This is a genomic window from Wenzhouxiangella sp. XN79A (assembly GCF_012272825.1).
Lineage (GTDB): Bacteria > Pseudomonadota > Gammaproteobacteria > Xanthomonadales > Wenzhouxiangellaceae.
Map to the genome: position 1 here is coordinate 47206 of NZ_JAAWWS010000168.1, position 26045 is coordinate 73250.

General features: G+C 69.5%; 21 protein-coding genes. 4 read left to right on the forward strand and 17 right to left on the reverse strand.

The genetic code is table 11. The features are described from left to right. Nucleotides 1-7: 7 nt before the first annotated feature. The 10 genes from HFP89_RS15215 to HFP89_RS15260 all read right to left on the reverse strand — a co-directional run bounded on the left by HFP89_RS15215 (nt 8) and on the right by HFP89_RS15260 (nt 12741). Nucleotides 8-394, reverse strand: a complete 387-nt coding sequence (locus tag HFP89_RS15215; protein ID WP_168718530.1) for a DUF6768 family protein — start codon at nt 392-394, stop codon at nt 8-10. A 2-nt stretch (nt 395-396) separates the two neighbouring features. Then, a complete protein-coding gene (locus HFP89_RS15220; protein ID WP_168718531.1) occupies nt 397-930 on the reverse strand; it encodes a sigma-70 family RNA polymerase sigma factor in 534 nt (177 codons plus the stop codon). A 100-nt stretch (nt 931-1030) separates the two neighbouring features. Then, nucleotides 1031-2896 carry an FG-GAP-like repeat-containing protein gene (locus HFP89_RS15225; protein ID WP_168718532.1) on the reverse strand — a complete coding sequence of 622 codons (1866 nt, stop codon included), beginning with the start codon at nt 2894-2896 and terminating at the stop codon, nt 1031-1033. Then, nucleotides 2893-5748: a multiheme c-type cytochrome gene (locus tag HFP89_RS15230; RefSeq protein ID WP_168718533.1), complete on the reverse strand. Its 2856-nt coding sequence runs from the start codon at nt 5746-5748 to the stop codon at nt 2893-2895. Before HFP89_RS15230 ends, HFP89_RS15225 begins: the two co-directional genes overlap by 4 nt. After that, nucleotides 5748-9050 (reverse strand): tetratricopeptide repeat protein, encoded by a 3303-nt coding sequence (locus HFP89_RS15235; RefSeq protein ID WP_168718534.1) that lies wholly within the window; start codon nt 9048-9050, stop codon nt 5748-5750. The genes HFP89_RS15230 and HFP89_RS15235 overlap by 1 nt, the downstream gene beginning before the upstream one ends. Then, nucleotides 9047-10039 (reverse strand): nitrilase-related carbon-nitrogen hydrolase, encoded by a 993-nt coding sequence (locus tag HFP89_RS15240; RefSeq protein ID WP_206212408.1) that lies wholly within the window; start codon nt 10037-10039, stop codon nt 9047-9049. The genes HFP89_RS15235 and HFP89_RS15240 overlap by 4 nt, the downstream gene beginning before the upstream one ends. A 64-nt stretch (nt 10040-10103) precedes the next feature. After that, nucleotides 10104-10622 carry a ribosome biogenesis factor YjgA gene (gene yjgA, locus HFP89_RS15245; protein ID WP_168718535.1) on the reverse strand — a complete coding sequence of 173 codons (519 nt, stop codon included), beginning with the start codon at nt 10620-10622 and terminating at the stop codon, nt 10104-10106. After that, nucleotides 10619-11437 carry an enoyl-CoA hydratase-related protein gene (locus tag HFP89_RS15250; RefSeq protein ID WP_168718536.1) on the reverse strand — a complete coding sequence of 273 codons (819 nt, stop codon included), beginning with the start codon at nt 11435-11437 and terminating at the stop codon, nt 10619-10621. Before HFP89_RS15250 ends, yjgA begins: the two co-directional genes overlap by 4 nt. Nucleotides 11438-11506: 69 nt before the next feature. Next, complete coding sequence (locus tag HFP89_RS15255; RefSeq protein ID WP_168718537.1) at nt 11507-12157, reverse strand: cupin domain-containing protein; 651 nt, start codon at nt 12155-12157, stop codon at nt 11507-11509. Nucleotides 12158-12192: 35 nt separating this feature from the next. Next, on the reverse strand, nt 12193-12741 hold the full coding sequence (locus HFP89_RS15260; RefSeq protein WP_168718538.1) for a YaeQ family protein: 549 nt from the start codon (nt 12739-12741) through the stop codon (nt 12193-12195). 97 nt (nt 12742-12838) lie between these two features. Between HFP89_RS15260 and HFP89_RS15265 the strand changes: the two genes are divergently transcribed. Further along, nucleotides 12839-13273, forward strand: coding sequence for a host attachment protein (locus HFP89_RS15265; RefSeq protein ID WP_168718539.1), 435 nt, complete (start codon nt 12839-12841; stop codon nt 13271-13273). Between the two features lie 370 nt (nt 13274-13643). On the opposite strand, the gene HFP89_RS15270 is transcribed toward HFP89_RS15265, so the two are convergent. Beyond that, the gene (locus tag HFP89_RS15270; protein ID WP_168718540.1) at nt 13644-15167 is read right to left on the reverse strand and encodes a hypothetical protein; all 1524 of its coding nucleotides are present in this window, start codon (nt 15165-15167) and stop codon (nt 13644-13646) included. 321 nt (nt 15168-15488) lie between these two features. Here HFP89_RS15270 and HFP89_RS15275 point away from each other — a divergent pair, with 321 nt between their 5' ends. Together HFP89_RS15275 and HFP89_RS15280 are read left to right on the forward strand one after the other, a co-directional pair. After that, nucleotides 15489-16496 carry a DUF2333 family protein gene (locus tag HFP89_RS15275; RefSeq protein WP_168718541.1) on the forward strand — a complete coding sequence of 336 codons (1008 nt, stop codon included), beginning with the start codon at nt 15489-15491 and terminating at the stop codon, nt 16494-16496. A gap of 129 nt (nt 16497-16625) precedes the next feature. Continuing rightward, entirely contained in the window at nt 16626-16802 is a 177-nt protein-coding gene (locus tag HFP89_RS15280; RefSeq protein WP_168718542.1) for a DUF3149 domain-containing protein, read from the forward strand. 18 nt (nt 16803-16820) lie between these two features. Here HFP89_RS15280 and HFP89_RS15285 read toward each other — a convergent pair whose 3' ends face one another. Further along, nucleotides 16821-17312, reverse strand: a complete 492-nt coding sequence (locus HFP89_RS15285; protein ID WP_168718590.1) for a GtrA family protein — start codon at nt 17310-17312, stop codon at nt 16821-16823. A 244-nt stretch (nt 17313-17556) separates the two neighbouring features. On the opposite strand from HFP89_RS15285, the gene HFP89_RS15290 reads away from it, so the two are divergent. Next, nucleotides 17557-19044: a S8 family serine peptidase gene (locus tag HFP89_RS15290; protein ID WP_168718543.1), complete on the forward strand. Its 1488-nt coding sequence runs from the start codon at nt 17557-17559 to the stop codon at nt 19042-19044. A gap of 305 nt (nt 19045-19349) precedes the next feature. Here the strand turns inward: HFP89_RS15290 and HFP89_RS15295 are convergent, their stop codons facing one another. From HFP89_RS15295 to lpdA, 5 genes are all read right to left on the reverse strand, one after another. Then, complete coding sequence (locus HFP89_RS15295) at nt 19350-20177, reverse strand: SAM-dependent methyltransferase (RefSeq protein WP_168718544.1); 828 nt, start codon at nt 20175-20177, stop codon at nt 19350-19352. Nucleotides 20178-20182: 5 nt separating this feature from the next. Continuing rightward, on the reverse strand, nt 20183-20389 hold the full coding sequence (locus tag HFP89_RS15300; protein WP_168718545.1) for a Nif11 family protein: 207 nt from the start codon (nt 20387-20389) through the stop codon (nt 20183-20185). 40 nt (nt 20390-20429) lie between these two features. After that, nucleotides 20430-21956, reverse strand: a complete 1527-nt coding sequence (locus HFP89_RS15305; RefSeq protein WP_168718546.1) for an NAD(P)/FAD-dependent oxidoreductase — start codon at nt 21954-21956, stop codon at nt 20430-20432. 44 nt (nt 21957-22000) lie between these two features. Further along, entirely contained in the window at nt 22001-23731 is a 1731-nt protein-coding gene (locus tag HFP89_RS15310) for a diguanylate cyclase (RefSeq protein ID WP_168718547.1), read from the reverse strand. A gap of 319 nt (nt 23732-24050) precedes the next feature. Beyond that, the gene (lpdA, locus tag HFP89_RS15315; RefSeq protein WP_168718548.1) at nt 24051-25853 is read right to left on the reverse strand and encodes a dihydrolipoyl dehydrogenase; all 1803 of its coding nucleotides are present in this window, start codon (nt 25851-25853) and stop codon (nt 24051-24053) included. Nucleotides 25854-26045 lie beyond the last annotated feature (192 nt).

Genomic DNA, 26045 nt, shown 5'->3' on the forward strand with positions numbered 1-26045 from the left:
GCCGGGCTCAGTCCCGCGCGCGGCCCGGGTCGCGGGTCAGCGCCAGCTCGAGGCGCTTGAACTCGCGCGCCGTCCAGTTGCGATCGCGCTCCAGGTTCATCTCGAGGAAGAACCAGAGCTTCAGCGCGCTGAGCCCACTGGACGCGGCCAGCGCGATCACGCCCCAGAACACGCGGTCGTCGACGCTGGCGGCGGTGAAGAACTCGAAGCCGCTCCACAGCGTGATCCCGAACAGGGCCAGCGTGAGCAGCATCGCGAACGCCGCCCAGCGGCGCCAGGTGCCGGTGAACACCCGGTACAGGGCGCCGAACACGCCGTGCTCGGCCGTGCCGAGATCGCCCAGCGCTTCGTCGCGCCGCACCAGTTCTTCGCGGATCCTGTCATCGACGTTCATGGTCATTCTCCTTCCAGGGTCTGTTGCAGTTGCCGCCGCGCGCGGAACAACCGCGACTTGACGGTGCCTGCCGGGACGTCCTGGACGTGCGCGATCTCGCGCACCGCCAGGCCCCGGCGATAGAACAGCTCGAGGGTCTCGCGCTCGAGTTCGGGCAGCGCGTCCAGCGCCGTCCGGATGCTCAGACGCTGCTCGCGCCGCTCGCTGTCGTCCGGACCGGCCAGCACGTCGGCGTCCACGCCGTCCAACGGTGTTTCGGCCCGGCGCTGTCGTCCGCGCAGCGCGTCGAGCGTGCGCCAGCGCACCGCGTGGTACACCCAGCTGCGGAACGCCCGCGGATCATCGAGCCGGCGCAGCCGCCGGCTCACGGTCAGCCAGGCATCCTGGACCGCATCGCGCGCCATCGCCGGCTCCCGGCACAGGCTGTGCGCGTAGCGGACCAGGTCGGCGTGGTGATGACGCACCAGCGCATCCAGCGCCGCGCGGCGGCCGCGCTGGGCGTCGAGGACGAGCAGGTCGTGTTCGGCGTCGCGCATGGCGGCCTCGGGTCCGGTCTCGTTCAGACGACGGGCGAAACGACGGATCGGTTCACGGCCCGGCGCGAGATCGACCCGGCGTCCGGGCCGCGAACCCGGTTCAGGGGGAGGCCGATGCCGATCCCGGATGGACGAGCGTGATGGTCCGGTCGGCGGCGACGTCGCTCCGCTCACCGACCCGGCCGTCCGGCCAGCGGACCCGGATGCGATCGACGCGCTCGGCATTGCCCAGCCCGAAGCTGGCCACCGGCTCGACCTGCGACAGGTAGCTGCGCGTCGGCATGATCGTGCGCTGCTGGTCGCGCCCGTCGATCGTGACCGTGATCTCGGCGCCGATGCCGCGCGGGTTGCCGGGCGGGCCCTCGAGCGACACCCGCAGCCAGCCGGCCTCGGGCGCCGGGTCGCCGTCGAGCAGCAACGGCGCACCGCCGATCTGGGTCAGGACCAGCTCCAGCCGGCCGTCGCCGTCGAAGTCGGCGTAGGCCGCCGCGCGACCGACGATCGGACGCGCCAGGTCACCGATCGCCGTGGCCGGAACCTGCACGAACGGCGGCCGGCAGTCCGGCCCGCAGTTCCAGAACAGCTGGGCCGACTGGGCGTAGCGCTGCGAGGCCTGGACCCGGTGGATCTCGTTCTCGACGTGTCCATTGGCCTGCATGAAGTCCAGCCGGCCGTCGAGGTCGTAGTCGAAGAAGAACAGGCCGAAGGTCAGCGCCGCGCGCGACGGCGCGCCGATGCCGCGGCCGATCGCCTCGTCGGCGAAGGTCGTGCCGTCGCGGCTCACGTACAGCGAGCTCATTTCGTTGGCGAAGTTGCCGATGCCGATCGCCAGCGCATCGTCGAGCCGGACCGCGTCGATGCCCATCGCGCCGGTCGCCATACCGTTGCGGTCGAAGCCCAGGCCGAGCAGCGTGCCGGCCTCCTCGAAGGTGCCGTCGCCGCGGTTGATGTAGGCGAAGTTGCGCACCGTGTCGTTGGCCACGACCACGTCCAGGTCGCCGTCGCCGTCGAGATCGGTCGGCATCAGCGCCAGGCCCTTGCCGACGGCGGTCCCGGTCGCGCTGTTGGTCACGTGCAGGCCGGCGGCCTCGGCGACCTCGTCGAAGGTCCCGTCGCCGCGGTTGCGGTAGAAGTACGGCTGGGTGCCGGCGAAGTTGGTCGGCGGGCCGTAGGCGCGGCCGATGCCCGTGAGTCGGTAGTCGACCTCGAAGTCGATGGCGCGCGACCACTCGACGTAGTTCAGCACCAGCAGGTCCAGGTCGCCGTCGGCGTCGGCGTCGAAGAAGCCGGCGCTGGTGCTCCAGGCGGTCTCGCCCCCGACCACGCCGGCCGCATCGCCGGCCTCGACGAAGCCGTCCGGTCGGTTCAGGAACAGCCGATTGGGCCCGACGGCGGTCAGGAACACGTCGTCGCGGCCGTCGCCGTCGACATCGCCGACCGCGACCCCCATGCCGTAACCGTGGGCGCCGGCCAGCCCGCTTTCGGCCGTCACCTCGGCGAACCGCCCGCCGTCGTTGCGGTACAGCCGCAGCGTGTCGACCGCAGCGGTCCCGTCCGGGGCATCGGGCCAGTGGCCGGAGTTGACGAACAGCAGGTCGGGATCGCCGTCGAGGTCGAAATCCAACACCGCCACGCCGCCGCCCATGGTTTCGGGCAGCAACCGGTCGCCGGTCGCGCCGTTGACGTGGACGAAGTCGATGCCGGCCTCGGCGGCGATGTCGATGTAACGGGCCGGCGGGGCGTCCGGGGTCGCGTCGCGCTCGAGCAGACGGGCCAGGTCCGGCGACGATTCTTCGACCGGTGCATCCTCGCGGCCGGTGCGCAAGGTCAGCACGGCCCACGCGGTCAGCGCGACGGCGACGATCGCCGCCAGCGCGATCAGCGAGCGCCGGAAGGCGATGCCGATGACCCGGTCGTCCTGGACCGCGTCGTCATCGGGATCGGAATCGCGCCGTGGGTCGGTCACGGTCCGGAGACTCCGTCGTCGGACGAGCGGCCGTCCTGGACCAGGGCCGGTTCGGCCCGCGGCGCGCGGCGCCGCCCGACCTCCGGCGCGGTCAGCGGAAACATCGCGCGACCCTCGCGCTGCAGGTCGAGGATCACGACCGGGTCGGCGAGGTGATCGGCCGCCGGATCGGCGCGCCGGGCCGCGGCGACGGCCCGGTCGCGCGCGTTGTCGTCGATGCGGTATTTCTCGTACGCCTGGGCGTGCCGGTCCGCCGCCTCCACATCGCCCAGGCCTCGCTGGGCGCGCGCCCGGTTGTAGTGGGCCTCGGCGTTCTCCGGGTCCTGGACCAGCGCGGCCTCGAACCAGCGGGACGCCTCGGCCAGCGCCAGCTGCCGGTCTTCCTCGTTGCCCTGCTGACCGGCCACTTCGAGCCAGGTCAGGCCCAGCTGGTTGAGCAGCCGGTAGTCCCGCGAGAAGTCGAAGCCGCGCCGTCGGGCTTCGTTGAACCGGGTCTCCGCCAGCGCGGTGAACTGCTCGATGGCTTCGGCGAACCGTCCGCGCTCGAACAGCAGCCGGCCGGAGAACCAGGCCAGCGACCACGGCGGCGGCGGGTTCTCGTGCGCGCCGGCGCGCGCCAGCGCATCGGCCGCCTCGTCGAGCCGGCCCTCGGCGAGGTAGACCCGGGCGAGATTCATCGGTCCGTTGGCGTTGCCCAGCGCTTCGACCCGGGCGAAGACCTCCTCGGCCTGGCGCAACTGGCGGCGCTCGGGCTTGCGCAGCAGCGCGATGCCGTAATCGTTCCAGCGCTGCCACTCGGGAATGTCGCGCGGCGCCACGGCCCGGCCGGCGTCGGGTCCGCTGCCGATCGGGAACACCACGCGGTCCTCGTCGATGACACTGATCGGCAGGTCGTTGACGTAGTCGTCGCCGTAGACGTGGGCCATGATCGTGGCATCGAACTTGCGGTAGTTCAGCCGGATCCGCACGTCCAGTTCCCCGGTCAGGCCCTCGGGCACCTCGAGCCGGTAGTGCACGACGTCGGCCGCACCCGGCGGGATCTGGTGGTTGTACAGCGGCGTGAAGATGTCCTCGGCATTGCGCCGCTCGATCCGGTTGCCGAACCGGTCGAGCATGTAGACGTTGACGAAATGGGTCCACGGATCGACCGCGTGGCGCTCCGGCTCCAGCCCGCCGCTGTGGCCGATCCGGCGGCCCTCGTGCAGCACCTCGACCTCGACCCAGACCTCGTTGGAGTCGGTCGTGCCCTGGGTGAACAGGTGACCGAGCGTCGTCGTCCTCAGCACGGCCTGCAGCAGGTAGGCCCGGCCCGGCTCCAGCGCCGGGACGCTCGGCCGGACCGGGCCGATCAGTTTTCCGTCGATCTCGCCGTCGGCGCGCAGGGCGACCAGGTCGACGCGCACGGATCCGTCGAGGAACGCGCGGTGCGCCTCGATGGTCGCCTCGTCGAGGCCCAGCAGGTGCGGAATCGCGGTATTGGCGCTGGGGAACATGTGGTCGTGGACGGTCAGCCGGCCGCTGTCGTCGTTGCGATCGGCGGCAAAGTCGTCGGACGCCACCAGCGGCATGTGGCAGCCGTTGCAGCCCGGCTCGGCCTGCTGGGGATAGTAGAAGCTGGTCACGCCGTGACCGGACACACCGCTGAGCAGGAACGAGTCGTAGTGGTTCTGGCCCCGCAACCACTTGTACTGGTTCAGCTGCTCCGGGATGCTGACCTTGTGGCAGGTCCCGCAGAATTCCGGCGACTCGTGGAACGGCTTCAGGAAGGTGCGCTGGTGGAAGCCCGGATTGGCCTTGATCAACTGGCCGTTGACCCACTGCAGGAACGCGTTGTCGGACTGCGCGAACGGGTAGTGGATCGGCTCCTCGATGGTGAAGTCGCCGTTGCCCTTGGGGCTGTTGACGTGGGTGATCGCGTGGCAGCCGGTGCAGGTGATGCCGGCCTGGGAGGTCGGATCGTTGACGTCGTCGTAGTCCGGGTCGTCGAAGGCGCCGGACAGCAGCGGAACCGGGTCGTGGCAGCCGGCGCAGAAGCGCGCGGCGTCCATCGTGCCGTCGATCTCCATCGAGCGTTCGCGCGTGTTGCGCACGGCGAACAGGTAGACCGGGTTGTTGAACGACGAGAAGCGATGCACGCTCTGGCTCCACTGGGCGTGGGCGTCGACATGGCACTGCTGGCAGTAGCCGTCCATCATCAGGGTCTCGGCCGGGATGTGCCGGCCGGTGGCCGAGCGGGTCAGCGCCGGCGTGAAGTCGACCTCGCCTTCGGCTCCGGGCCGGTTCCACTGGCGCGGGTCCTGGGTCTCGAGCACGACGATGGCGGCCACGAACACGGCGCCGACGCCGGCGACCTTCAGCCCCATGCCCCAGCGGATCTTCGGGCCGGCCAGCCGGTGCAGCACGAAGGCCCAGACCGCCAGCAGCGGCGTGATCACGTGGGCCCAGTAGGCCGCGTTGCGGACCAGCGGGTCGTTGATCGCGAAGAAGTCGAAGCGGACCAGCAGCAGCCCGGAGACCAGCAGCACCAGCACGATCGCCATCAGCCCCAGCCCGGCGTAGACCGCGCGGCGGTTCGGCCGTTTCCAGGCGCGCGCGGCGTGGATGCCCATGAACACCAGCAGCGGCACGATGATCAGCAGCCCGACGGCCAGGTGGAACAGGAACATCACCTGGTAGGCGTAGCCCTGGAAGGTCTCGCCGGTCCACCATTCCGATAACGTGACCGACGCGAGGTAGCCGGAGTTGATCGCCAGCAGTGCGAAGGCGACCAGCAGCGCGACCAGCAGGATGCGAAGGCGCGGGCCGACCGCTTTCTTCGGCCGCTTCCGCGTCGCGACAGCCGGTCCGCTCATCAATAGCCGCCCTTGAAGCGCGTCAGCGTCTCGGCATGCAGCGCGTCGCGCTTCGCCGGGTCGCCGACCCCGGGCGTCGACGGCAGCGGGCCGACCCGACCGCCGGTGTCCGTATAGAGGTCCATGTCCTTGGCGAAGCCGCGCACGTCGAGCACCACGACCCGCCGCGCGCCGTCGACCACCGGCGGCGCCGGGTAGACCAGGTCCAGCTCCTCGCCGGGACCGATCAGCGCGAAGGCATCGTTGGCCTCGCCGACCAGCGCCTCGACCGGGCCGAGCCGGGTGTAGTAGCCGGTCGGGTACTCGGTGTCCCAGAACGCCGCGCGGTCCTGGTAGTCGTAGAACGGCCGGCGCTGGGCCAGCGTGTCGCGCCGGGCGAAGCCGGTCTTGGCCAGTCGGGCCCGCTCCGGGGCCAGCCGGTGGACGCCGAGCAGCGCCTCGCCCGGCTCCTCGGCATAGACCAGCGCGATGCGGTCCCAGTAGATCTCCAGGTTCGATCGCAGGCGCAGTGCCGTGGTGCCCTCGGGCAGTGCGTCGAGCGGCAGCGCCATCTCGCGCGGCATGCCGGCCGGGTAGCCGAACTGCGGGTGAACCACCTGCCAGCCTTCGGCCGTGCGCGCCTCCAGCGTCGGCGAGCGATAGCGCTCACCGGCCTGCCAGGCGGCGAACACGGTCTGCGAATACGGATACTCGACCCAGCCGAAGGCCTTCAGCACCGGTCGCGTTCCCGGCGGGTTGATGACCTCGCCGAAGTCCAGCGTCAGCACGTGCTCGCGCTCGAGCAGGCCGAGGAAGCGCGGGTCGCGCCGGCCCGGGTCGGCGGCCTCGAAGTCGCCCGCCGCCAGCGCGCCGCCGACCTCGTCGCCGCGGTCGTTGGTCGCCCGGATCGGCGCGAGCGACGCGGCCTCGCGGTAGAAGATCGGACGGCCATCGGCCACGGGTTCGCCGGTCGGCATCCGCTCGTTCATCACCAGGTTCCAGCCCGGCGCCAGGTCGTACAGGTCGAGCCGGGCGGTGTCGATGTAGGCGATTTCCTGCATCGGCTCGGTGATCTTCAGCCGGTAGGCCCCGTCCATCGGCTCCATCGTGCCGTCGGGGAAACGGAAGAACTCCCACGGCCGCGGCTCGGCGTAGACCCCGGGTTCGACGAAGAAGCCGATCCCGCCGACGCCGAGCACGTCGCTGACGAACTCGAAGCGTTCGCCGTTGAAGGCGAACAGCACCGGACAGCTCGACAGCTGCCGCTGGTACTCGGCGATCGCGTGCAGCTCGCCGCCGGCCAGCGCCATTTCGGTCTGCAGCACGCCGTCGGTCCAGCGCAGCCGGACGAAGTCGGCCCGCTCGGCGCCGCCCAGGCCCAGCGAAATCGGCTGCAGGCTCTGGCCCGGTGCGGAATGGTTTCCGTACGCGTCGACCCGGGTCCAGCGATCGCCGACCCGCAGCAGGAGTTCGGTGCCGATGCCCGACGGATTGGAGCGCATCCCGTCGGCGACATCGGACCGGCCGCTCGGGGCGATGGCAAGGAACGCATGTCGCCCCGGTCCGTCCGGCCAGACGGTCAGCCGGTTCTGTTCGCCGTCGGCGACCAGGCCGACCAGCGCCGGACCGCGGGCCGGATCCAGCAGGACCGGGACCAGCGCGCGCAGCGGTGCCTCGACACGAGCAATCATCGTCGTGGCCTCGGCGCCCAGGTCGAACACCCGGAAGCCGTCGCCATCGTGCAGCAGCAGATCGGGCCGCCCGTCGCCGTCGAAGTCCTGCAGCGCCAGCGCTGCGTGCGCCGGGTCCCGACTCACGTCCTCGACCAGCAGTGTCGCCGTCCACCGGTCGTCGTCACCGGCCGACCAGGCGTGCAGGTCCCCGGCCGAATCCACGGAAAACAGGCGGGTTCGACCGACGGCCTGCGGATCACCGGCGACGACCGCGGTGACCGGATGGGCCAGGAAGGCCTCGAACCCTTCGACTTCGCGATACCGCCACAAGCGATCGTTGACCAGCACCTGGTGCGGCGGCTGGGCCTGCAGCGTGATCAAGTCGACGTCGCCATCGCCGTCCACATCGGCGGCCAACAGCTGCGACGAAGCCCGCGCCGGGCCGGCCAGCAGGGGCTCGGCCTCGGTCGCCAGGCTGCGCCAACTGCCGTCGAGGTTGTTCGACAGCAGGTCGTTGGGGCCGTCCGCGTTGGCCAGCCACCAGTCCAGGTCGCCGTCGTGATCGGCGTCGAGAACCGCGACATCGGCGCAGGCACCGGCGTCGGCCAGCGTTGCGTCCCGGACGTCCTGCCAGGCGCCGTCGATGCGCTGGAGCATCCGGTTCTCGCCCTGTCGACAGAGGTAGACGGACGGGTTCTCGGTCACGTCGGGAATCCCCCACGCCGCCGCATCGACCGCCTCGATCCCGGCCAGCGGGTGATCCTCGACCGATTCGAAGCGGCCGTCGCGCTGCAGCCACACCCGCGTGCCCTGTCCGCTGCCGGCCGCCAGCAGCAGGTCCTGCGCGCCGTCTCCGTCGATATCGGCCGTGGTCAGACTGACCGGCCGACCGACCGGGCCGCCGTCGCCGGCGTCGATCGGCTCGCCGAACAGCGGCCCGTCCGGCGCGACCGGCGCGGCATCGCCGGCGACTCGGCTGACCGCCTGCGCCTCGGCCAGCGGCCCCATCCGGGTGTAACGGAATTCGGCCAGGTGCGCACGCGGGTTGTTGGCGAAGCGCTGGTAGTCCTCGAGCATGGCGCGCGCGCCGTCGGCGTCGCCGAGCTGGCGCAGCGTCAGCGCGGCGCCGTAGTAGGCGCTGCGCAGGTAGGGATCGATGTCCATCGCTTCGCGATACAGCGCCAGCGCCTCGTCGTGGCGGCCGAGCTGGCCCAGCGCCTGGGCGGTGAAATAGGCCACGTGGGCGTCGCCGGGCGCGGCGGCGCGGACGGTCTCGAAGCGCGGCAGCGCGGCCTCGGCGTCGCCGAGGTAGAAGTGCATCAATCCGGCGACGTAGGCCGCGCGGGCGTTGCCGGGGTCGGCGGCCAGGACCTCCTGCGCCATCGCCAGCGCCCGCTGCTCGTCGCCCTCGGTCTGGCGATTCAGCGTGGCGATGGCCTCGTTGACGCGGACCTCGTGCCAGTCGGGACGAGCCTCGGCCAGCGCGGCGAAGCGCTGGCGGGCCTCCTCGTTGAGGTACTGCCCCATCAACGCCACGCCTTCGTTGTTGCGCGCAATCTCCGCGTCGGAAATCGGCGGCGTGCGCTCGGCGCAGCCGGCCAGCAGCATCAGGGCGGCGACCAGCACCGCGAGGCGGTTTCGATGGCTCATTCGTCGTCGGTCTCGTCCAGGCTCCGCCGGCCGGCGGCGATGCGCTCGTTCAGGCCGTCGATCGAGATCGGGCCGGGGCCGTTCGGTTGCAGGTAGTCGCGGCTCATGTAGCGATGGGCCGAGGTGCGCAGGTGGCTGCGCATGTCGTGCCCGCGCCGCCGCTGCCGCTCGGCGCGCAGCGTATCGATGTCGATCGGCGCGACGACCACCTTCTCGCCCGGGCCCGGGTCGACCTGGGCCAGGATGCGGCCGTCGTAGTCCACCACCATGCTGCCGCCGGGCCACGAGAACGGCGGGTAGTGTTCCATCCGCGCGCCCTGGTTGGCGGCCAGCACGTAGGCGGTGTTCTCCAGCGCCCGGGTCCGATTGATCAGCGTCCACCAGTCCATCGGCTGCTGGGTGCCCCAGGGGTCCATGTAGGCCGACACCCGGATCAGCACCTCGGCGCCGCGGAAGGCCAGCTCGCGGATCGTCTCGGGGAACAGCCAGTCGTAGCAGATCGCCACGCCGAGCTTGCCGATCTCGGTATCGACGACCGGAAAGATCTCGTCGGGGTAGTCCGGCAGGTCATGCGGACTGGTGTGGACTTCCCACGGAATCCAGGTATTGAGCTTGCGGTATTTCGCCAGCACGCCGGCGGGACCGACCAGCGCCGTGGTGTTGAACACCGCGCCCGGGAAGCGCTCGTCGCGCTCGAGAAAACTGCCGGTCTGGATCCAGCAGCCGTAGTTCTTCGCCAGCCTCGCGTAGGCCTCGGTGTGCTCGTTGGGCACTTCGACCGCCAGGTCGGCCAGCAGCCTGGCCGGATCGTCGTGGATCGGCACCGCGTGGGCGAACTCCGGAAAGGCCAGAAGACGGACGTCGAAGAACGGTTCGTAGCCGACCAGAGTCTGCTCGGCGAGCTCGCACATGCGCCTGGTCCGCGCAGCGATCTCGTCGCGGTGACGCGGGGCGGGAAAGTCGGTCTGGCAGGCGGCGGCGTAGTACACGGGCTCAATCGACGGCGGGGTGATCGAGCGAAGAATAGCACCGCCGTTACAGCGTCCGGTCGACTCAGCCGGTGGATTCGCGCAGGAACCGGAACAGCGCTCGATAGCTCTTTCCCTGGCGTTGTTCGGGGTCGCCGCCGCCCTCGCGGCGAGCCGCGCGAACCAGGCTGCGCAACTGCTGGACGTCGCAGCCCGGATGGTCGTCGATCCATTCGGTGACCGCCTCGTCGTCCTCGATCAGGCGGTCCCGCCAGCGCTCCAGTCGGTGCAGGTGCGCGGCATCGGCCTGGCGACCGGCGGCTCGGGCCTCGACGAGTTCGCGGATCGGCGCGGGGTCGACCCGACGCATCTGCTTGCCGAGGTACTGCAGTTCGCGCTTCTTCGCGCCGTGTGCGCGGGTCGCGTTGTAGCGCTCGATCGCATCGCGCAGCGTCTCGGGAAGATCCAGCGAGGCGCGATCGCCGACCGACAGCGCCGCCAGCGCCTGGCCCAGGTCGCGCAATGCGCGCGCCTCGATCTTGCGCTGCGTCTTGCTCGGCTCGTCGCTGCGTTCCGGGTCGTCGGCGTCGATCCGCTCGTTCATCGGCCCTTGAACTCGGGTTCGCGCTTTTCCATGAACGCGCGCATCGCCTCGGCGAAATCCTCCGACTGCATCAGCATGCCGTTGAGCGTCGCGGCCTCGCGGTTGGCCGAGCGGACCGCACCGGCGATGCGCCCATCGAGCACCTGGCGGATGCCGGCCACGACCAGCGGCGGATTCGCGGCGATCCGCGCCGCGCGGGCCAGTGCCTCGGCACGCAGCGTGTCGCGCTCGCCGAAGACATGGTTGACCAGCCCGATCTCGCGCGCGGTGCCGGCATCGATGGCCTCGCCGGTCAGCGCCAGCTCGCGCGTCCAGCCCTCGCCGATCAGGAACGGAAGTCGCCCGAGCCCGCCGAGGTCGGCGACCATGCCGACCTGGACTTCCTTCAGGGCGAAGCGGGCGTCGTTGGTGGCCAGCCGCAGATCGCAGGCACACAGCAGCTCGATGCCGGCGCCGATGCACCAGCCGTCGATCGCCGCGACCACCGGCAGCCGGCCGGCGGCCAGCGCGTCGAAGCCACGGACCATCAGTGCGGCCTGCTCGACGATCGCCGATCGCCCGGCCGCACCGCCGTCGAGGTGTCCGCTGACCTCGGCGGCCATGCCCTGCAGGTCCAGCCCGTAGCAGAAATGATCGCCGTCGCCGGTCAGCAGGAGGCAGCGGATGTCGCGATCGGCCTGCAGGTCGGCCACGACATCGGGAAACTCGCGCCAGAACTCCGGTCCCAGGGCATTGCCGTGGCCGGGCCCCTGCAGGACCAGTTCGGCGACGTGATCGGCGGGATGTTCGATGCGAATGGAACGGTGGTCGGTCATGGCAATTCGTGCGGAGAAGAACCCGGACCCAGTGTACCCGGCGGCGAGCGCCGATTCGGTGTGTGGGGGCTATGCGGGCAGATGGCCGGTCTTGACCCAGATCACCGTCTCCTGCTCGACGCGGGGATGGTGCTGGCTGAGATGGGGCGAGCGGATCCAGCTGCCCTCGGGGTAGCGCCCGTGTTCATCGATGAACTCGCCGGAAAGCACGAAGATCTCCTCGCCGCCATGATGACGGTGCGGCTGGAAGACCTCGCCGACCGGCCACTTGACCAGTGCCACGTGTTCGGTAGCGTGACTGTGCAGCGGCATCACTTCGAGGCCGCCGATGCCGGGTCGCCAGGGCGCGCTGCGGGTGTCGATGCGAACCACGGCCCGGTCGTCGGGCAGGAACTGGTGCAGCTTGACGAACAGCGTGCACCCGCCTTCGCTGAACGGCGCGTGGCCGCTGCCCGGCGGGTTGCGCAGGTAGCTGCCGGCGGGATAGTCGCCGGCCTCGTCGGAGAACACGCCGTCCAGCACCAGGATCTCCTCGCCCAGCGGATGTTCGTGGCGCGGAAACGACGCACCGGCGGCGTAGCGCACCACGCTGGTCGCGTGCCCGCGTTCGGCCTGCTCGCGGGCCAGCGGCTTGCGCGCCACGCCGCCGGCCGGGCTGGTGGTCCAGTCCATGGCCGCGGTGTCGATGACGACGCGGCGGTCGAAGTCCATGTTCAGCATGGCAGCGGTGATCTCGATTCCTAAGGAGTCAGCGCTCAGCGAGAATCTTCGCGAAGCTTCAGCCAGTCCAGCGCAAGTTCGTGCTGGAGATCGTCGCGGCCGACGTAGAGCACGCCGTCGGTGATCATCAGGGACCAGTCGATGGTCCGAGGAAGGGCTTCGGACAGCGCCTCGGTCTCGGCCTCCGGCAGGGCGGCGATCTCGAGGGTCGGCAGCCGGTTCACCTTCGGCAGCACGCTCTCGCGCCAGACTTCGGTGCTGCCATAGGCCAGCACGGAGGCATGCGGCTGGTGCCGGGCCGCGCGGGTCATCCGATCGACGTCGGGCCGGCCGACGTCGATCCAGTGTTCGACCTGGCCGTCGAGCGAACGGCGCCACAGGGCCGGTTCGTCGACATCGGACAGGCCGCGTCCGAATTCCAGCCGCTCGTGCCACCACAGGCCGAAGGCCAGGATCCGCGCGGTCAACCGGAGCTCGGTTTCGGACGGATGCCGCGCGAGGGTCCGACGGACGGTCTCGTAGACACCGCGGTCGGTATCGCTGAGGGTCAGGTGGAGCTTGTAGGTGGTCGAATTCAATGCCATTCGCGCATTGTCCCACAGCCCGCCGGCCGCGCCGCGGATTCGGGTCGGGCACGGTTTGGTAGGGTGGACGGACGAATCTCGCCCAAGGAGGACTCCGATGGACAACGAGTGGATTCTCGTCGCCGACTCGGCACAGGCCCGGCTGTTCAGCCGCCGGGCGCCACGCGCCGAACTGGTCGAACTGCAGGACTGGGCCCACCCCGAGTCGCGTCTGCACGGACGCGACCTCGAGAGCGACCGACCCGGCCGGGTCTTCGCATCGCACGGCCACGGCCAGAGCGACATGCAGGAGACCGACGCGCCGCACCGCAAGGAAGCCGAGCGCTTCGCCGGCGAGCTGGCCGATGTCCTGGAACGAGCTCGGACGCAGAACCGGTTCGAACGACTGACGCTGGTCGCCGAGCCGCGGTTCCTCGGCCTGCTGCGCAATCGCCTTTCGCCGGAAACCGCCGGCGCCGTGACGCGCAGCCTGGACCTGGCCCTGACGCGCGAGCCGGTGGAGCGGATCCGCGCAGCGCTGGATCGGGACTGAACCGCCCGTCGCATCAGCGGCCCGGACGGTCGGCCATGCACCCGGGCCGGGCCCGACCCGGCGCGCCGTTCGAGCGCGCCGGAGTCGGTGTCCGGTCGACCGCTACTGGACTGCGCCACTGATTGCGTGACGCATGGAGTGCGCCTGAATCGACAGTGCAAGGCGCGGCCCGCAGTGAAGGGCCAGCCCTCGACAAGGGACGCAAGGCCGCAATGTCGGTTCAGGCGCGCTCCTCAAAAGGGCGAGCCGGAGAGCATTGATCTGCGGCGTTCTGTCGCCTGGAAAGGACACTGCCCTTCCCTGCGAGACAGGCCTTGCAGCCAAACGCTCTCCGACTCGCGATACGGTACACGAACAGTGGCGGGGCACACTACGGACAGAGATTGCTCTCGGTTTCGTACAGGCGCTCGATCTCGAAATCGCCCTGGCCGAAGCCGGTCGTCGAACGCCAGGCCACGGTCGCGGAGTTGCAGTCCAGGAACCGCAGATACATCCCGCCCCAGGGCTCGATGTCGATCAGGCTGTTGTCGAAGCCGATCTGCCGGATCTGCTCGAAGGTGGGGCCATCGGTCCGGAACAGGTCCATGGCCGCGCCGGCGCGATCGAACTGCTGTGCAGTCCCGATCATCCACATCTGGGTTCCGTCGTCGTCGTAGGTGAACCAGATCGCGACCAGCTGGTTGCGGTCGGTCACATCGATCATGAAGCCCTCGGCGTCGCGGCCGACCACCGTCCAGTTGCCGCCCAGGCCCAGCGGCCGGGTCTCGGCCGAAGACGGCAGCACCGTGATCCCGACGCTGTCGCGGCGGAAGCTGTCCAGTGGCGGCGCGGTGCCGTTGGTCTCGAACACGTCGGTGCACGGACCCTCGCCCAGGTCGAAGAAGATGTCGGCCCCGGCCGGCTGACTGATCACGCGCTGGGTGAAGGTCACCGTCGAACCCGGCGCGACCGATGCGTTGCGGAAATCGAAGGTCACCGGTTCCAGGGCGTCGGCAGCCTGGGCCGCGAAGACCCGATCCTGCGATCCGATCACGGCACCGTCGTAGCTGCCCTGGCGGGCGGTCAGCTCGACCCGGTACTGGCCCGGATCCGAGAGCCGGTAGTTCAGGGTGACCCGGCCCAGCTGGTTGGTCGGGAAATTCTCCAGGTAGATCCCGCGGCTCGGGCGGTCGCCGCCCGTGCCCCGGACCGGGCAGTCGTAGAGCGGCGGCACCGGCGGCGGCGTGCTGGCGACCACCTCGGCGACCAGGCCCTGGGCCGGGCTGCCGACGTCGCTGTCGATGTCGCCGGAGAACACGGCTCGGGTCGCGGAGCTGCCGGCCACGGCATCCATGAAGAATGCCGCGCCCAGCGGGCAGCCCTCGACGACGATGTCGATCAGCAGGTTGTCACCGGTATCACCGAACCGGAAGCCGCCACCGTCGACGACCAGGATGTCGAAGGGGTTGGTGCCGATGGCATCGATGGCCGCGTCGATCTGCAGATCGCCGCTCCAGACCACCTGGCGGTCCAGGCCCACGTTCTCCTCGAAGTTCGTGCTCAGCGTCGCCGCGGTGCGGTCGGTGGACGACAAGGTAACCGTGGTATTGCCGTAGGTCAGCGGGCCGACCGGAGCGGCCCCGCCGTCGAGCCGGAACGCGATCGAGCCGATGGTGCCGAACAGCCCCTGGTCACCGTTGATGACCTGCTGGTAACGGAACCCGTTGGAACAGGCGGCCGTATCGCCGAACGGCAACGAACTGGCCGAATCGCCCTCGACGCCGTCCAGGCCGTTGGGGACCGTGAAGACCGCGATCGCGGCGAATGCACTGGCCTGGACGGCCAGCAGCCCAGCGGCGACCAGGCCGCGGACCGCGCCGGCCCGGAACCGTGCGAATGTGTGATTGACTCCCATGACATGCCTCCAGAGGCTGCTCGGCCGCGCCCGTACCCTGCGCCGGAATCGGCACCCGGGACGGCGTACGCGGCAGGCCGCCGACCCGCGCCCCCCTCTCGTTCCACGGTAGCACCGCGTGCGACCGACCCACAAGGCGCCGCCGGCCTGTTCCTGGTGCCGGACCGGCCGGCGCAACGAAAGGGTTTGCCTACTGGAGAACGGAATCCGGCTGCAAATTCGGTCATCGGGACCTTCGGCACTTGATCGACAGGCCCGGACACGCCAGATTGGACGCTGAAGCGGCCGCGCGTCGCGCCCGTCCATGCCCGGGAGACCCCCATGCGCCTGATGCACGCCCTGATCGGCACCGGCCACCGACGCACGATCACCCTGGCCGTGCTCGGCCTGCTGGTGCTGGCCATCGCCTACCTGATGTGGCTGGATCATGAACCGGATCGCTTCGACCCGCTGGCGGTTGCCGAAGCACGCGCCGAGCGGAACGGCCACGAACTCGTCACCGGCTACGTGACGACCAGCGCGCTGATCGAGGTGATGGATACGCTGCTGGACAAGCGCGGCGGCTACCTGAACAACGACATCATGCCGCCGTGGGTAATCCTCGACAACATGCCGGCCTGGGAGGTCGGCGTGATCTTCCAGGTCCGCGACCTGGCCCGCACGCTGCGCAACGATTTCAGCCGCTCGCAGACCCAGTCGGCCGAGGACCCGGCGCTGGCCATCGCCGACCCGCAGTTCAGCTTCGACTACGGCTCGTGGTGGCTGCCGTCGACCGAGGGCGAGTATCGCAAGGGCGTCGACCAGCTCGAGGCGTACCTCGCCCGACTCGGCACGCCGAACGGCCAGGCCCGGTTCTTCGACCGCGCCGACAACCTGCGCGAATACCTGGCGGTGGTCGAGAAACGGCTCGGCAACATCGGCCAGCAGCTCTCGGCCAGCGTCGGCGAGCGCCGCCGCAACACCGACCTGAGCGGCGACCGGAGCGCCCGGCCGTCCAGCGACCTCGGCCGCGAAGTCCGGGTCAAGACGCCCTTTCTCCAGATCGACAACGTGTTCTACGAGGCGCGCGGGACGACCTGGGCGTTGATCCATTTCCTCAAGGCCCTGGACCATGACTTCGCCGCGGTGCTCGAGAACAAGAACGCCGAGGCCAGCCTCGACCAGATCATCCGCGAGCTCGAAGCCAGCCAACGGCCATTGAGGAGCCCGATGGTGCTCAACGGCAGCGGTTTCGGCATGTTCGCCAACCACTCGCTGGTCATGGCCAACTACATCGCCCGCGCCAACGCCGCGGTCATCGACCTGCGGCGCCTGCTGGAACAGGGCTGAACCCGGCTCTCCTGCACGGATTTTGACCTGGGTCAGATCGCGGTCCCGGCACCGGTGCCATGCTCCGGTTTCCGGCCGCCGGCGCGCCGACCGTGAACGCCGGAGGGACTCGTCAATGAGGAAACGCAAATGGACATCTTCGTCGAACTGTTCTCGACCTTCACCGGCCTGCTGTCGCTGTTCGTGATCGTCTTCATGCTCGGCATGGCCGTGTTCTTCGGTGTCTGGTTCATGAAGAACTCCAGGCCGCCGAGCGACGACGGCCCGAACGACGGCAAGGCAGGAACCGGCCCGAAGGGCGGCTGACCGGCCCGGTCGGGGCGCTCAGCGCGTCCGGCCGTCGAACACGTGCTTGCGCGACATCAGGAAGTTGAAGCACATCCCCACCACGCCACCGACCCAGACCCCGGCCAGCGGCGCGAACAGCGCGACCCGGCCGGTTGCCCCCATCCGGTCGGCCAGCGTCACGACCAGCGCGTAGACCGCGAAATTCAGCGCGCCGCCGAGCGCATGCACGCTGAAGAAGCGCAGCAGCTCGTCCCACAGCACCCGGCCGCGCTCCAGGTGGTGGAAGGTGAAATATCGATTCAGGAAGTACCCGGCGCACATGGCCGCGAAGTACGACACCAGTCGCGCGGTATACACGTTGAAGCCCGGCAGGTCCTTGAGCAGGTACAACAGCCCCGCATCGATGATCGCGATCGTCCCGCCGACGCAGGCGAAGCGTAGGAAGGTCGCGCGCGAACTGGTCGAACGAGCGACGCGCTGGATCAGGCTGGAATCGGGCGGAGCGGCGATCGGAACTCTCGGCGGCAGACTCGGAAGCGACGGCGCATTCTAGCCCGGCGTGCGAGACGTTGGCAGGTCGACAGCCGGTCTCGCAGCGACGCAAGGCCATTCCGGATCCGTGAGTGCAGGCAACGCGGCCGGGCGCGCAGTGCATATCGAACCGGTCTGTTCTCGTCCATTCGCAGTTTTCCTGCGGCTCCGGGTCCCGGCGACGACCGCTTCGGGTTTCCCCGACCTTTACCGGGGCCGGGGAACCGGCGATGATGGCCGGATGCCGCACTATGTCCTCAGCCACCGACGCGCCGGCAAGCGCCACGACCACGAGCACCACGCCGCGCGCTCGGCAATGGCCGATGCCATGGATCGGCACGTCGACCGGATCGGCGGTGATGTCCGGACCCACCGGCCACATCACGATACCGCCCGACACGTCGCCCGGTTCGAGGCCGACGCCGCCGACGTGGCCGCCGTGGACTGGCATCCGGAACTGATCTGCGAGCCGCTGATCCGGCATTTCATCCGGGCTCGCCACGCCAGCGACACCGGCCGGGCGCTGCCGCACGAGATCGCCATCCCGCTGCGCACCGGCAGCGCCGACTGCCTGGTGGTCCGGGTGGTCGACGAGCTCGGGCTGCCGGTGTCCGACGTGGACGTGTTCGCCTACTTCGGCAGCGCGACCGAGCGCGTCCAGGCCGCCACCCGAACCGATACGGACGGATCGGCGCGGCTGGACCACGACCCGGAGCGGCCGCTGCTGGAACTGGCGGTCGCGCCGCCTTCGCGCTGGTGGCCGCAGGTCATCGACCACAGCGCCGGACCGGAGATAACGGTCCGGCTCGCCTTGCTCCCTGCGGCCGAAGGCGGGCTCGGCTGGTGGCACCGGGAGGCGGGGCTGGAGGCGGTGGATCCGGAGCGCGGCCGCGGGATCGCGGTCGGCGTGGTCGATTCCGGCCTCGGCCACCACCCGGCGCTGGCTCACGCCAACAATCTAGGCGCCTTTCTCGACGGCGCCCACCGCGCGGACGGCGGCGACGATCGCGGCCACGGCACGCACGTGGCCGGCGCGATCGGGGCCCGACCGACCTGCGCCGAGGAGTACGCCGGGCTGGCACCCGGTGCCCGAATCGACAGTATCCGTGTGTTCGGGCCCGACGGCAGCGCCCACCAGGCCGACATCGCCCGCGCGCTGGACGTGCTGGTCCACGACCGCGGCTGCCACCTGGTCAACCTGAGCCTGGGCACGGCGTCCCGTTCGGAGCTGGTGGCCGACGCGCTGCTCGATGCGGTGCAGGCCGGCACGCTGGTGATCTGCGCGGCCGGCAACACGGCCGGCCCGGTCGAATACCCGGCCGCGCTGGCCGAAGCGGTCGCCGTCACGGCGCTGGGCCGGCTCGACCAGGCCCCGGCCGGCACGCTGGCGGCGCACCGGATTCCGAACGATGCCCGGCTGCGCGCCGACCCGGTGTTCATCGCCAACTTCAGCTGCCACGGCGAGTCGATCGACGTGGCCGGCCCGGGCGTGGGCATCATCTCGACCGTCCCCGGCGGCGGCTGGGCCGCCTACGGCGGGACCTCGATGGCCGCCCCCCAGGTCACCGGCGCCCTGGCCGCACTGTTGGCCGACGACCCCGACTACCCCGGCCTGCCCGCCGATGCCACCCGCAGCGCTCGCGCCCGCGCCGTGCTCGTCGAACACAGCCGCGACCTGGGCCTGGATCCCATCTACCAGGGCCACGGCCACCTCCACCGCTCGTCATGAGCTCAGCGCGTCGATCGCCCACCCTGGATCATGAGTGGGAAGAGGACAAGGAGCGAAGGGCGCAACGAAAGATGGGCGAAAACGGAATCGACCCGTGGAGACCCTGCGGGAACCGGCCGCTGCCGAAGTGCTTCGATCGATGCCTTTCGGGCGAACCTCCATCTTCGCTCGTTCCGAACGACGGCCTTGCCCGATCCCCCGAAGCCGCGACTCCACCACCAGAACGCTTTGCTTGGCGTCCTTCGCTCCTTGCCCTCTTCGCGACCATGATCTGAAGTCCGCAGCCCGATGCCGCGAACGATCGCTCAGCCCCGACGGCGGTATTTCTGGAACGAGGCTTCGGCCAGGCCGGTCGGGTCCAGGCCGAGGCGGCGGAGACGGGCGGGGTCGGGTTCCGGCGCGCCGATCGGCGGCACGTACAGAGTCGAGGCCTGGGTGAGGTCGAGCTCGTGCAGCCGGTTCAGCGGCACCCGGTCGATCCGGGTTGCGTCGAACGGACCGACGGCGGCCTCGTAGACGATCACGGCATGCGCGTCGGAATAGCTCTCGGCCAGCAGGTCGGCGAGCGCGCGCACCCAGGTCGGATCGGTGCGGAAGGTCGATCGCGAGCGGTCGCCGAGCACCGCCAGCTGCCACAGCACCAGCGGCGTGCGCGGATCGAAGCGCCGGGGGTGGACCAGGAAATCGGCCGCCTCATAGGTCTGCAGCCCGCTGACGCCCGGATCGATTCCGAGGTCGGCCACCAGGCAGTCCTCGGCCGAGATACCGGGGTACATCGTGGCCTCGAACCCTTCCGAGCGAGCCTGGCGAACCGCCTCGTGGGCCGGCCAGACGAACACGCCGGGATGACCGTAGAACGCCGCGCAGACCTGCGCACCGGCGCGGACCGGCTCGAGGATGGCCGTGACCATGCGTCGATAGCTCTCGTCGCGCGACCGGCCCCGGGCGTAGTGCACCTGCAGCGAGACCACCTCCGGGTTCAGTTCGCGCAGCACGTCGAGCGAGAACGGGTCGGCCATGACCGCGAACACCCGGTCCGCGTGGCGGACCAGGTGACGGGTTTCGACGGTCAACTGGCCGGCCAGGCGGATGCCCGTGCCGACCACCGAGAGCCGGCCGGGTCGAACCGACACCGAGCTCAGAGAACGATGAAGTTCATGTGTGCATCTTCGGCACCGGCTTCGTCCTGCAGCGCCTTCTTGTCGCCGCTGCGGATCAAGTCCTTGTGCTCATCGGACAGGTCATGCGATTCCATGACGGCCTCCGGGTCGGATTCGAACTTCTTGCGGGTTTCCGGGTCCTCGGCCATGGTGCGGATGAACTTGCTCAGGTTTTCCTTCGACATTGCAGATCTCCTCTCGGATGGGGGGGGGTGGGTGGAGCGATCAGGAACGATACGGGGCCAGCGCGTCGGTCTCGCCGAGCCAGGCCGGCGCGTCCAGGTCGAAGACCTCCTGGAGCATCACCTCCGCAGAGGTCAGCGCGCCCTCGGCCCAGCCCTGGTAGGCGCTGTAGGCCTCGCCGCAGACATGGATGCCGGACGCACCACGCAGCGTCGCGGCCGCTTCCCAGCTCGTCCAGCCCGGCGACCAGGCGTGCCAGCCGGCGTAGTACGGCGGCGCGGCCCAGTCGACGAAGATGCCGTCGACCGGTAGCGGCACCTCCACACCGTGCATTTCCGACAGCTGGCGACACAGCTCGACGGCAGCGCGTTCAGGAAGCGGAGTGGTCAATTCGACGCCGCGACCGTCCTCGCGCATCAGCGGCGGCCAGAACGAGACCGCCCGCTCGTCGCCGAACGCGCCGAGCAAAAGGCCGTCGCCGGTGGTCGGATCCTGGCCGAGGTAGAAGCACTGCCGCATCGGCAGGTCGGTATGCGAGGCCGAGAAGTGGCCCGGGTCGATGTGCCCGGGGCCGTCCGGCACCTGCTCCCACCAGGGGTGATCGAAGACGACGAAGATCTTGCAGGCCGGTGTCCCGAACGACGAGGCGAGCGCAGCGTGGACGGACGGATCGGCGTCGAAGTCCAGTCGCTCGAGCGCACCGGTCGGCAGCGCGAGGATCACCCGGCGGGCGTACACCGGCGCGCGACCGTCGGCGAACTCGATGCGATGCACGCCGTCGCCCTCGGCCCGGACCGCATGCACGAACGCGCCCGTGCAGACCTCGACGCCCGCGGCCTCGGCCCGGGCGCGCAGCTGATCCGGCAGCCGTTGATAGCCGTCGGGCAAGCGGAACCAGTGGCCGACCAGGTCGGCCAGCGTCGAGAACGTGGCGTCGAGAGCATTCCAGTTGCTGAACAGCGCGTAGGTGCCCTCGACATCGGCCAGGGCCAGACGCGCCTCGTTGCTGACCACGCGGGCGACCAGGTTCCAGAATCCCCAGCTGTGCAGCGCTCGACCGTCGAAGGTCACGCCTCTGAGATAGGTCACGGTCTCGGCCATCGAGGATTCGGGGGCGAACGGCCAGTAGCGGTCGATCTCCGGCGCGATGCGGCGAACGATCAACAGCAGCAACTCGTGCGGCAGCTTGCCCTGCTCGTCGTCGGCCAGCCGGTACGGCAGCACGCCCGGCTCGGCGAACTCGGACATCCGGAAGCGGGTCGCGCGCAGCCAGGCGAAGTCCGCCTCCGGGGTGACGGCCTGCAGTTCCAGCTTCAGTTCGTCCTTGCACAGTCGGTAGACCAGGTCCTGCGCATCGCTGAAGAACATGCCGCCGAGCTCGGCCGGAATCGTGTGTTCGTCCTTCAGGCAGACCGAGTAGAGCCGTCCGCCGGTCCGGTCGCTGCCTTCGAAGACCGCGATGCCGCGGCCGTCGAGGCCGCTGCCGGCCAGCCGCCACGCGCTGTACAGGCCGCTGACGCCGCCGCCGATGATCGCCGTGTCGAGCACGGCGCGTTGTCGATCCGTCATCGCTGCATCTTCCCTTGTTCGTCCGCGTCGTCGGGACATGTTGGTCATTGACTCGAGGAACAGGCCACCCGATTCCGCCCCTGCTGCTTGGCGGCATACAGGGCCTGGTCGGCCTGTCGCAGGACATCGGAACGCGACATCCCCGGCTCGAAGCGGGCCAGCACACCGATCGAGATCTTCAGGGCCAGCGGTTGACCATCGTAGTGCACCGGCGCGTCGGTCACGGATCGATGGATCCTGCGCGCCACATCGACCGCCGCGCGGCCGCTCAGCGAGCGGAGCACGACGGCGAATTCATCGCCACCCAGACGGCACAGCACGTCGCCCTCGCGCAGCTCGCGCAGACAACGGCGGGTCAGCGACCGCAGCATGACGTCACCGGCTTCGTGGCCGTGGGTGTCGTTGATCTGCTTGAACCAGTCGATATCCAGAAACAGCAGCGCACTCTCGGAATTCGATCGCCGCTGGTCCTCGAGCAGCGTGTCGAGGTAGTTCTCGAAGAAACGCCGGTTGTAGGCGCCGGTCAGCGCGTCCTGATTGGCCAGGGTCATCGCACGATGCTGTTCGTGCTCGGCGCGGATCCGCTGTTCCCGAAGCTGGCCGACGCGATACGACAGGCCCAGCGCAAGGATCATCGCTTCGAGCACGCTGCCGACATAGAGTGCATATTCGGCGATCTCGGTTCGAGGAATGGCCTCGACACCGATCAGCGACCGAACGAATCCGCCGATCAGGAACGCACTCCAGCCGGCCAGGAAGATCCAGGCCGCGTTGGAACCGCGCCAGCCCGCCAGGGCCGCCGCAGCGATCAGCACGAACACCATGATCGAGGTCATGAGCTGGGCGAGCGGCCCGAACAGTGCCGCGGCGCCGAGCGGTGCAAAGGCAGTGATGCCGGCCAGGACCAGGAAGGCCAGCGCCACGACCGTCAGCACGGTACTGATCCGCGGAATACGCTCGGCCGAGCCGGAAAAAACCTGGAAGAACCGGATGGTGGCCGCCATCATCAGGCAGCTCAGCGTCACGGTGATCATCAACTCGCGCTCGCGCAGGGCCTCGGGCAGCAGGTTCTGCAGCAGGCCGGCGTCCATGCCCATGAACAACAGCACGGCCGTCATCGCCAGCACGTACATGCGATGACCGGGTGTGCGCAGGTTCAGATAGAGCACCAGGTTGTAGAAGACCAGCGCGATCACCGCACCGAAATACAACCCGAAGGCCCACATCGCGGTCGCGCGCTCGCCGAGGTACTCGGCTTCGGTCTGGATCGAGATGTCCAGCGGACTCAGCGGGCCCTGCAGGGTTTCGGCGCGCAGTACCAGCTCGGCGCGCTGGCCGGGCGCCAGCGTCAGCGGATAGACCATGAACCAGGCCGACAGCTCGACCGGCTGATACTCCGCCAGGCTGTTGCTGTAGCGCTGGAAGGCCCCGTCGGCAGTCGGGACGAACAATTCCAGTTCACGGAAATAGCGCCGCTTGACCGTGATCTTCCACGACCCGGCGTGGTGTTCCGGCGCCTGCAGCGGAATCCGCAGCCAGGCCGGACCCTCGGGCGATGCCTCGAGCGCGTCGATCGGCTGAAAGCCTTCGGCGGCCAGGACATCGGCAGGCCGCTCGAGGCTGCCGTCGTCGGGTCGAACCCACGCGGAATCCTGCACTCGAGTGATTTCGCCGGCAACCGGCAGCACGACCGGCGCCTGCCCGACGGCCGCGCTCGAAATCGCCGACAGCATGCCCAGCAGCAGCCACCGGAACCTGTGGATCGCGGTGTTCACTCCCGTCCGACTCCCTCGTTGGATGACCCGCCCCGCCCCGCCCTGCAGGCTACCCGCAGTCTACTGAAAGCCCGGCCGCAGCGCAGCGCTCGGAATGCCGGCAGGTCGCAGAATCGCTCGAACTCGCGCGGGCCCGTTTCGCGCACCACCCAGGCCGACTCCCCAGCGACGCAGCGCGCGGACACGCCCACCACGATCGCCGAGATCGCCGAGATCGCCGAGATCGCCGAGATCGCCGAGATCGATGCAACGGTCTCGAAGAGCCGGTCTCACGGCGCATCGGCCCGGCCGGGCCTCCCTCACGCCTGCTGCGCCCTGCCTACTTCTTCTTCGGCGCGTACAGGTCGGTGATCGTACCCTCGAAGATCTCGGCGGCCATCATCACCGATTCGCTCAGCGTCGGATGCGGGTGGATGGTCAGACCGATGTCCTCGGCCGTCGCGCCCATTTCGATCGCCAGGCCGATCTCGGCGATCAGGTCGCCGGCGTGCACCCCGACCACGCCGCCGCCGATGACCCGGCCGGTCTTCTCGTCGAACAGCAGCTTGGTGAAGCCTTCCGGGCGATCCATGCCCAGCGCGCGGCCGCTGGCCGCCCACGGAAACTTGCCGACGCCGAAGTCCAGCCCCTGCTCCTTCGCCTGGTTCTCGGTCAGCCCGACCCAGGCGACTTCCGGGTCGGTGTAGGCCACCGACGGGATCGTCCGCGCATCGGCAGCGCGCTTGTGGCCGGCGGCGACCTCGGCGGCCACCTTGCCTTCATAGCTGGCCTTGTGGGCCAGCATCGGCTGGCCGACCAGGTCGCCGATGGCGAAGATGTGGTCGACGTTGGTCCGCATCTGGCCGTCGACCTCGATGAAGCCCCGGTCGGTGACCTCGACGCCGGCATGCTCGGCGCCGACGGCATCGCCGTTCGGACGACGCCCGACGCAGACCAGTACGCGGTCGAATTCGGCCGTCTCCGGTGCGCCCTTGCCGTCGAACCGGGCGGTCAGCGCCGATTCACCGGCCTCGACGCCCTCGACCTTCGTTTCCAGGTGGAACTCGACACCCTGCTTCTCCAGGTGCTGCTTCAGCGGCTTGACCAGGTCAGGATCGGCACCCGGCATCAGCTGGTCCATCATCTCCACGACGGTGATCGACGATCCGAGCGCGCGATACACACAGGCCATCTCCAGCCCGATGATGCCGCCACCGATGATCAGCAGGCGGTCGGGGATCTCCTCGAGCTCCAGCGCCCCGGTCGAATCCATCACGCGCTCGTCGTCCCAGGGAATGCCCGGAATCTTCACCACCCGCGAGCCGGCGGCGATGATGCACTGTGCGAACGAAATCCTGCGGGCTTCGCCGTCGTGCTCGACGCGGATCTCGTGGGCGCCGGCGAACTCGGCCCGGCCGGTGATCACCTCGACCTTGCGCTTCTTCGCCATCCCGGCCAGTCCGCCGGTCAGCTTGTCGACGGTGGCCTGCTTGAAGTCGCGCAGCGAGTCCAGCTCGATCTTCGGCTCGCCGAAGCGCACGCCGTGCTCGGCCAGGTGCGCGGCCGAGTCGATCACCTGACCGACGTGCAGCAGGGCCTTGGACGGAATGCAGCCGACGTTCAGGCAGACCCCGCCCAGTGCTTCGTAGCGTTCGATCAGCGCGACCTTCAGGCCGAGGTCGGCGGCCCGGAACGCCGCGGTGTAGCCGCCGGGGCCGGCGCCGAGGACCACCAGGTCGACGTCGTGATCGTCATCGCCGTCCGGCGATCCGGTTTCGGGGCCCCGGTTTCCGGTTTCCAGGGCCTCGTCCCGATCCGGCGTTGAATCGGATGCACCGTCGGCAGCATCGGCCGGTTCCTGCGGCGCTTCCTCGGCGGTGGTTTCGTCGGCGCGACCGGCATCCTCGATTTCGAGCACGCCGATCACGTCGCCTTCGGACAGCTCATCACCCTCCTCGACCTTCAGCTCGACGAGCCGGCCGGCCGCCGGCGCCGGCACCTCCATCGTCGCCTTGTCGGACTCCAGCGTGACCAGCGACTGCTCGGCTTCGATCGTATCGCCCTCGGCCACGAGCACCTCGATGACCGGCACCTTCTCGAAGTCGCCGATATCGGGGACGCGGATTTCGGTTCGTCTACTCATTGGGATCCTTTACTTCAACGACTGGAACCGCAGATTTCGCTGATTACGCCGATTGGAAAAAAGCTCGCCGAGGCTCGAACCAGGCCGCTTGACCAGGATTGGCGCTTCCGGATCAACAGGGGCGGCGCCAACGGACAACCGATTTTCTTCACTCTGCGCAATCTGCGTAATCTGCGGTTGCAGTGTTTGCGG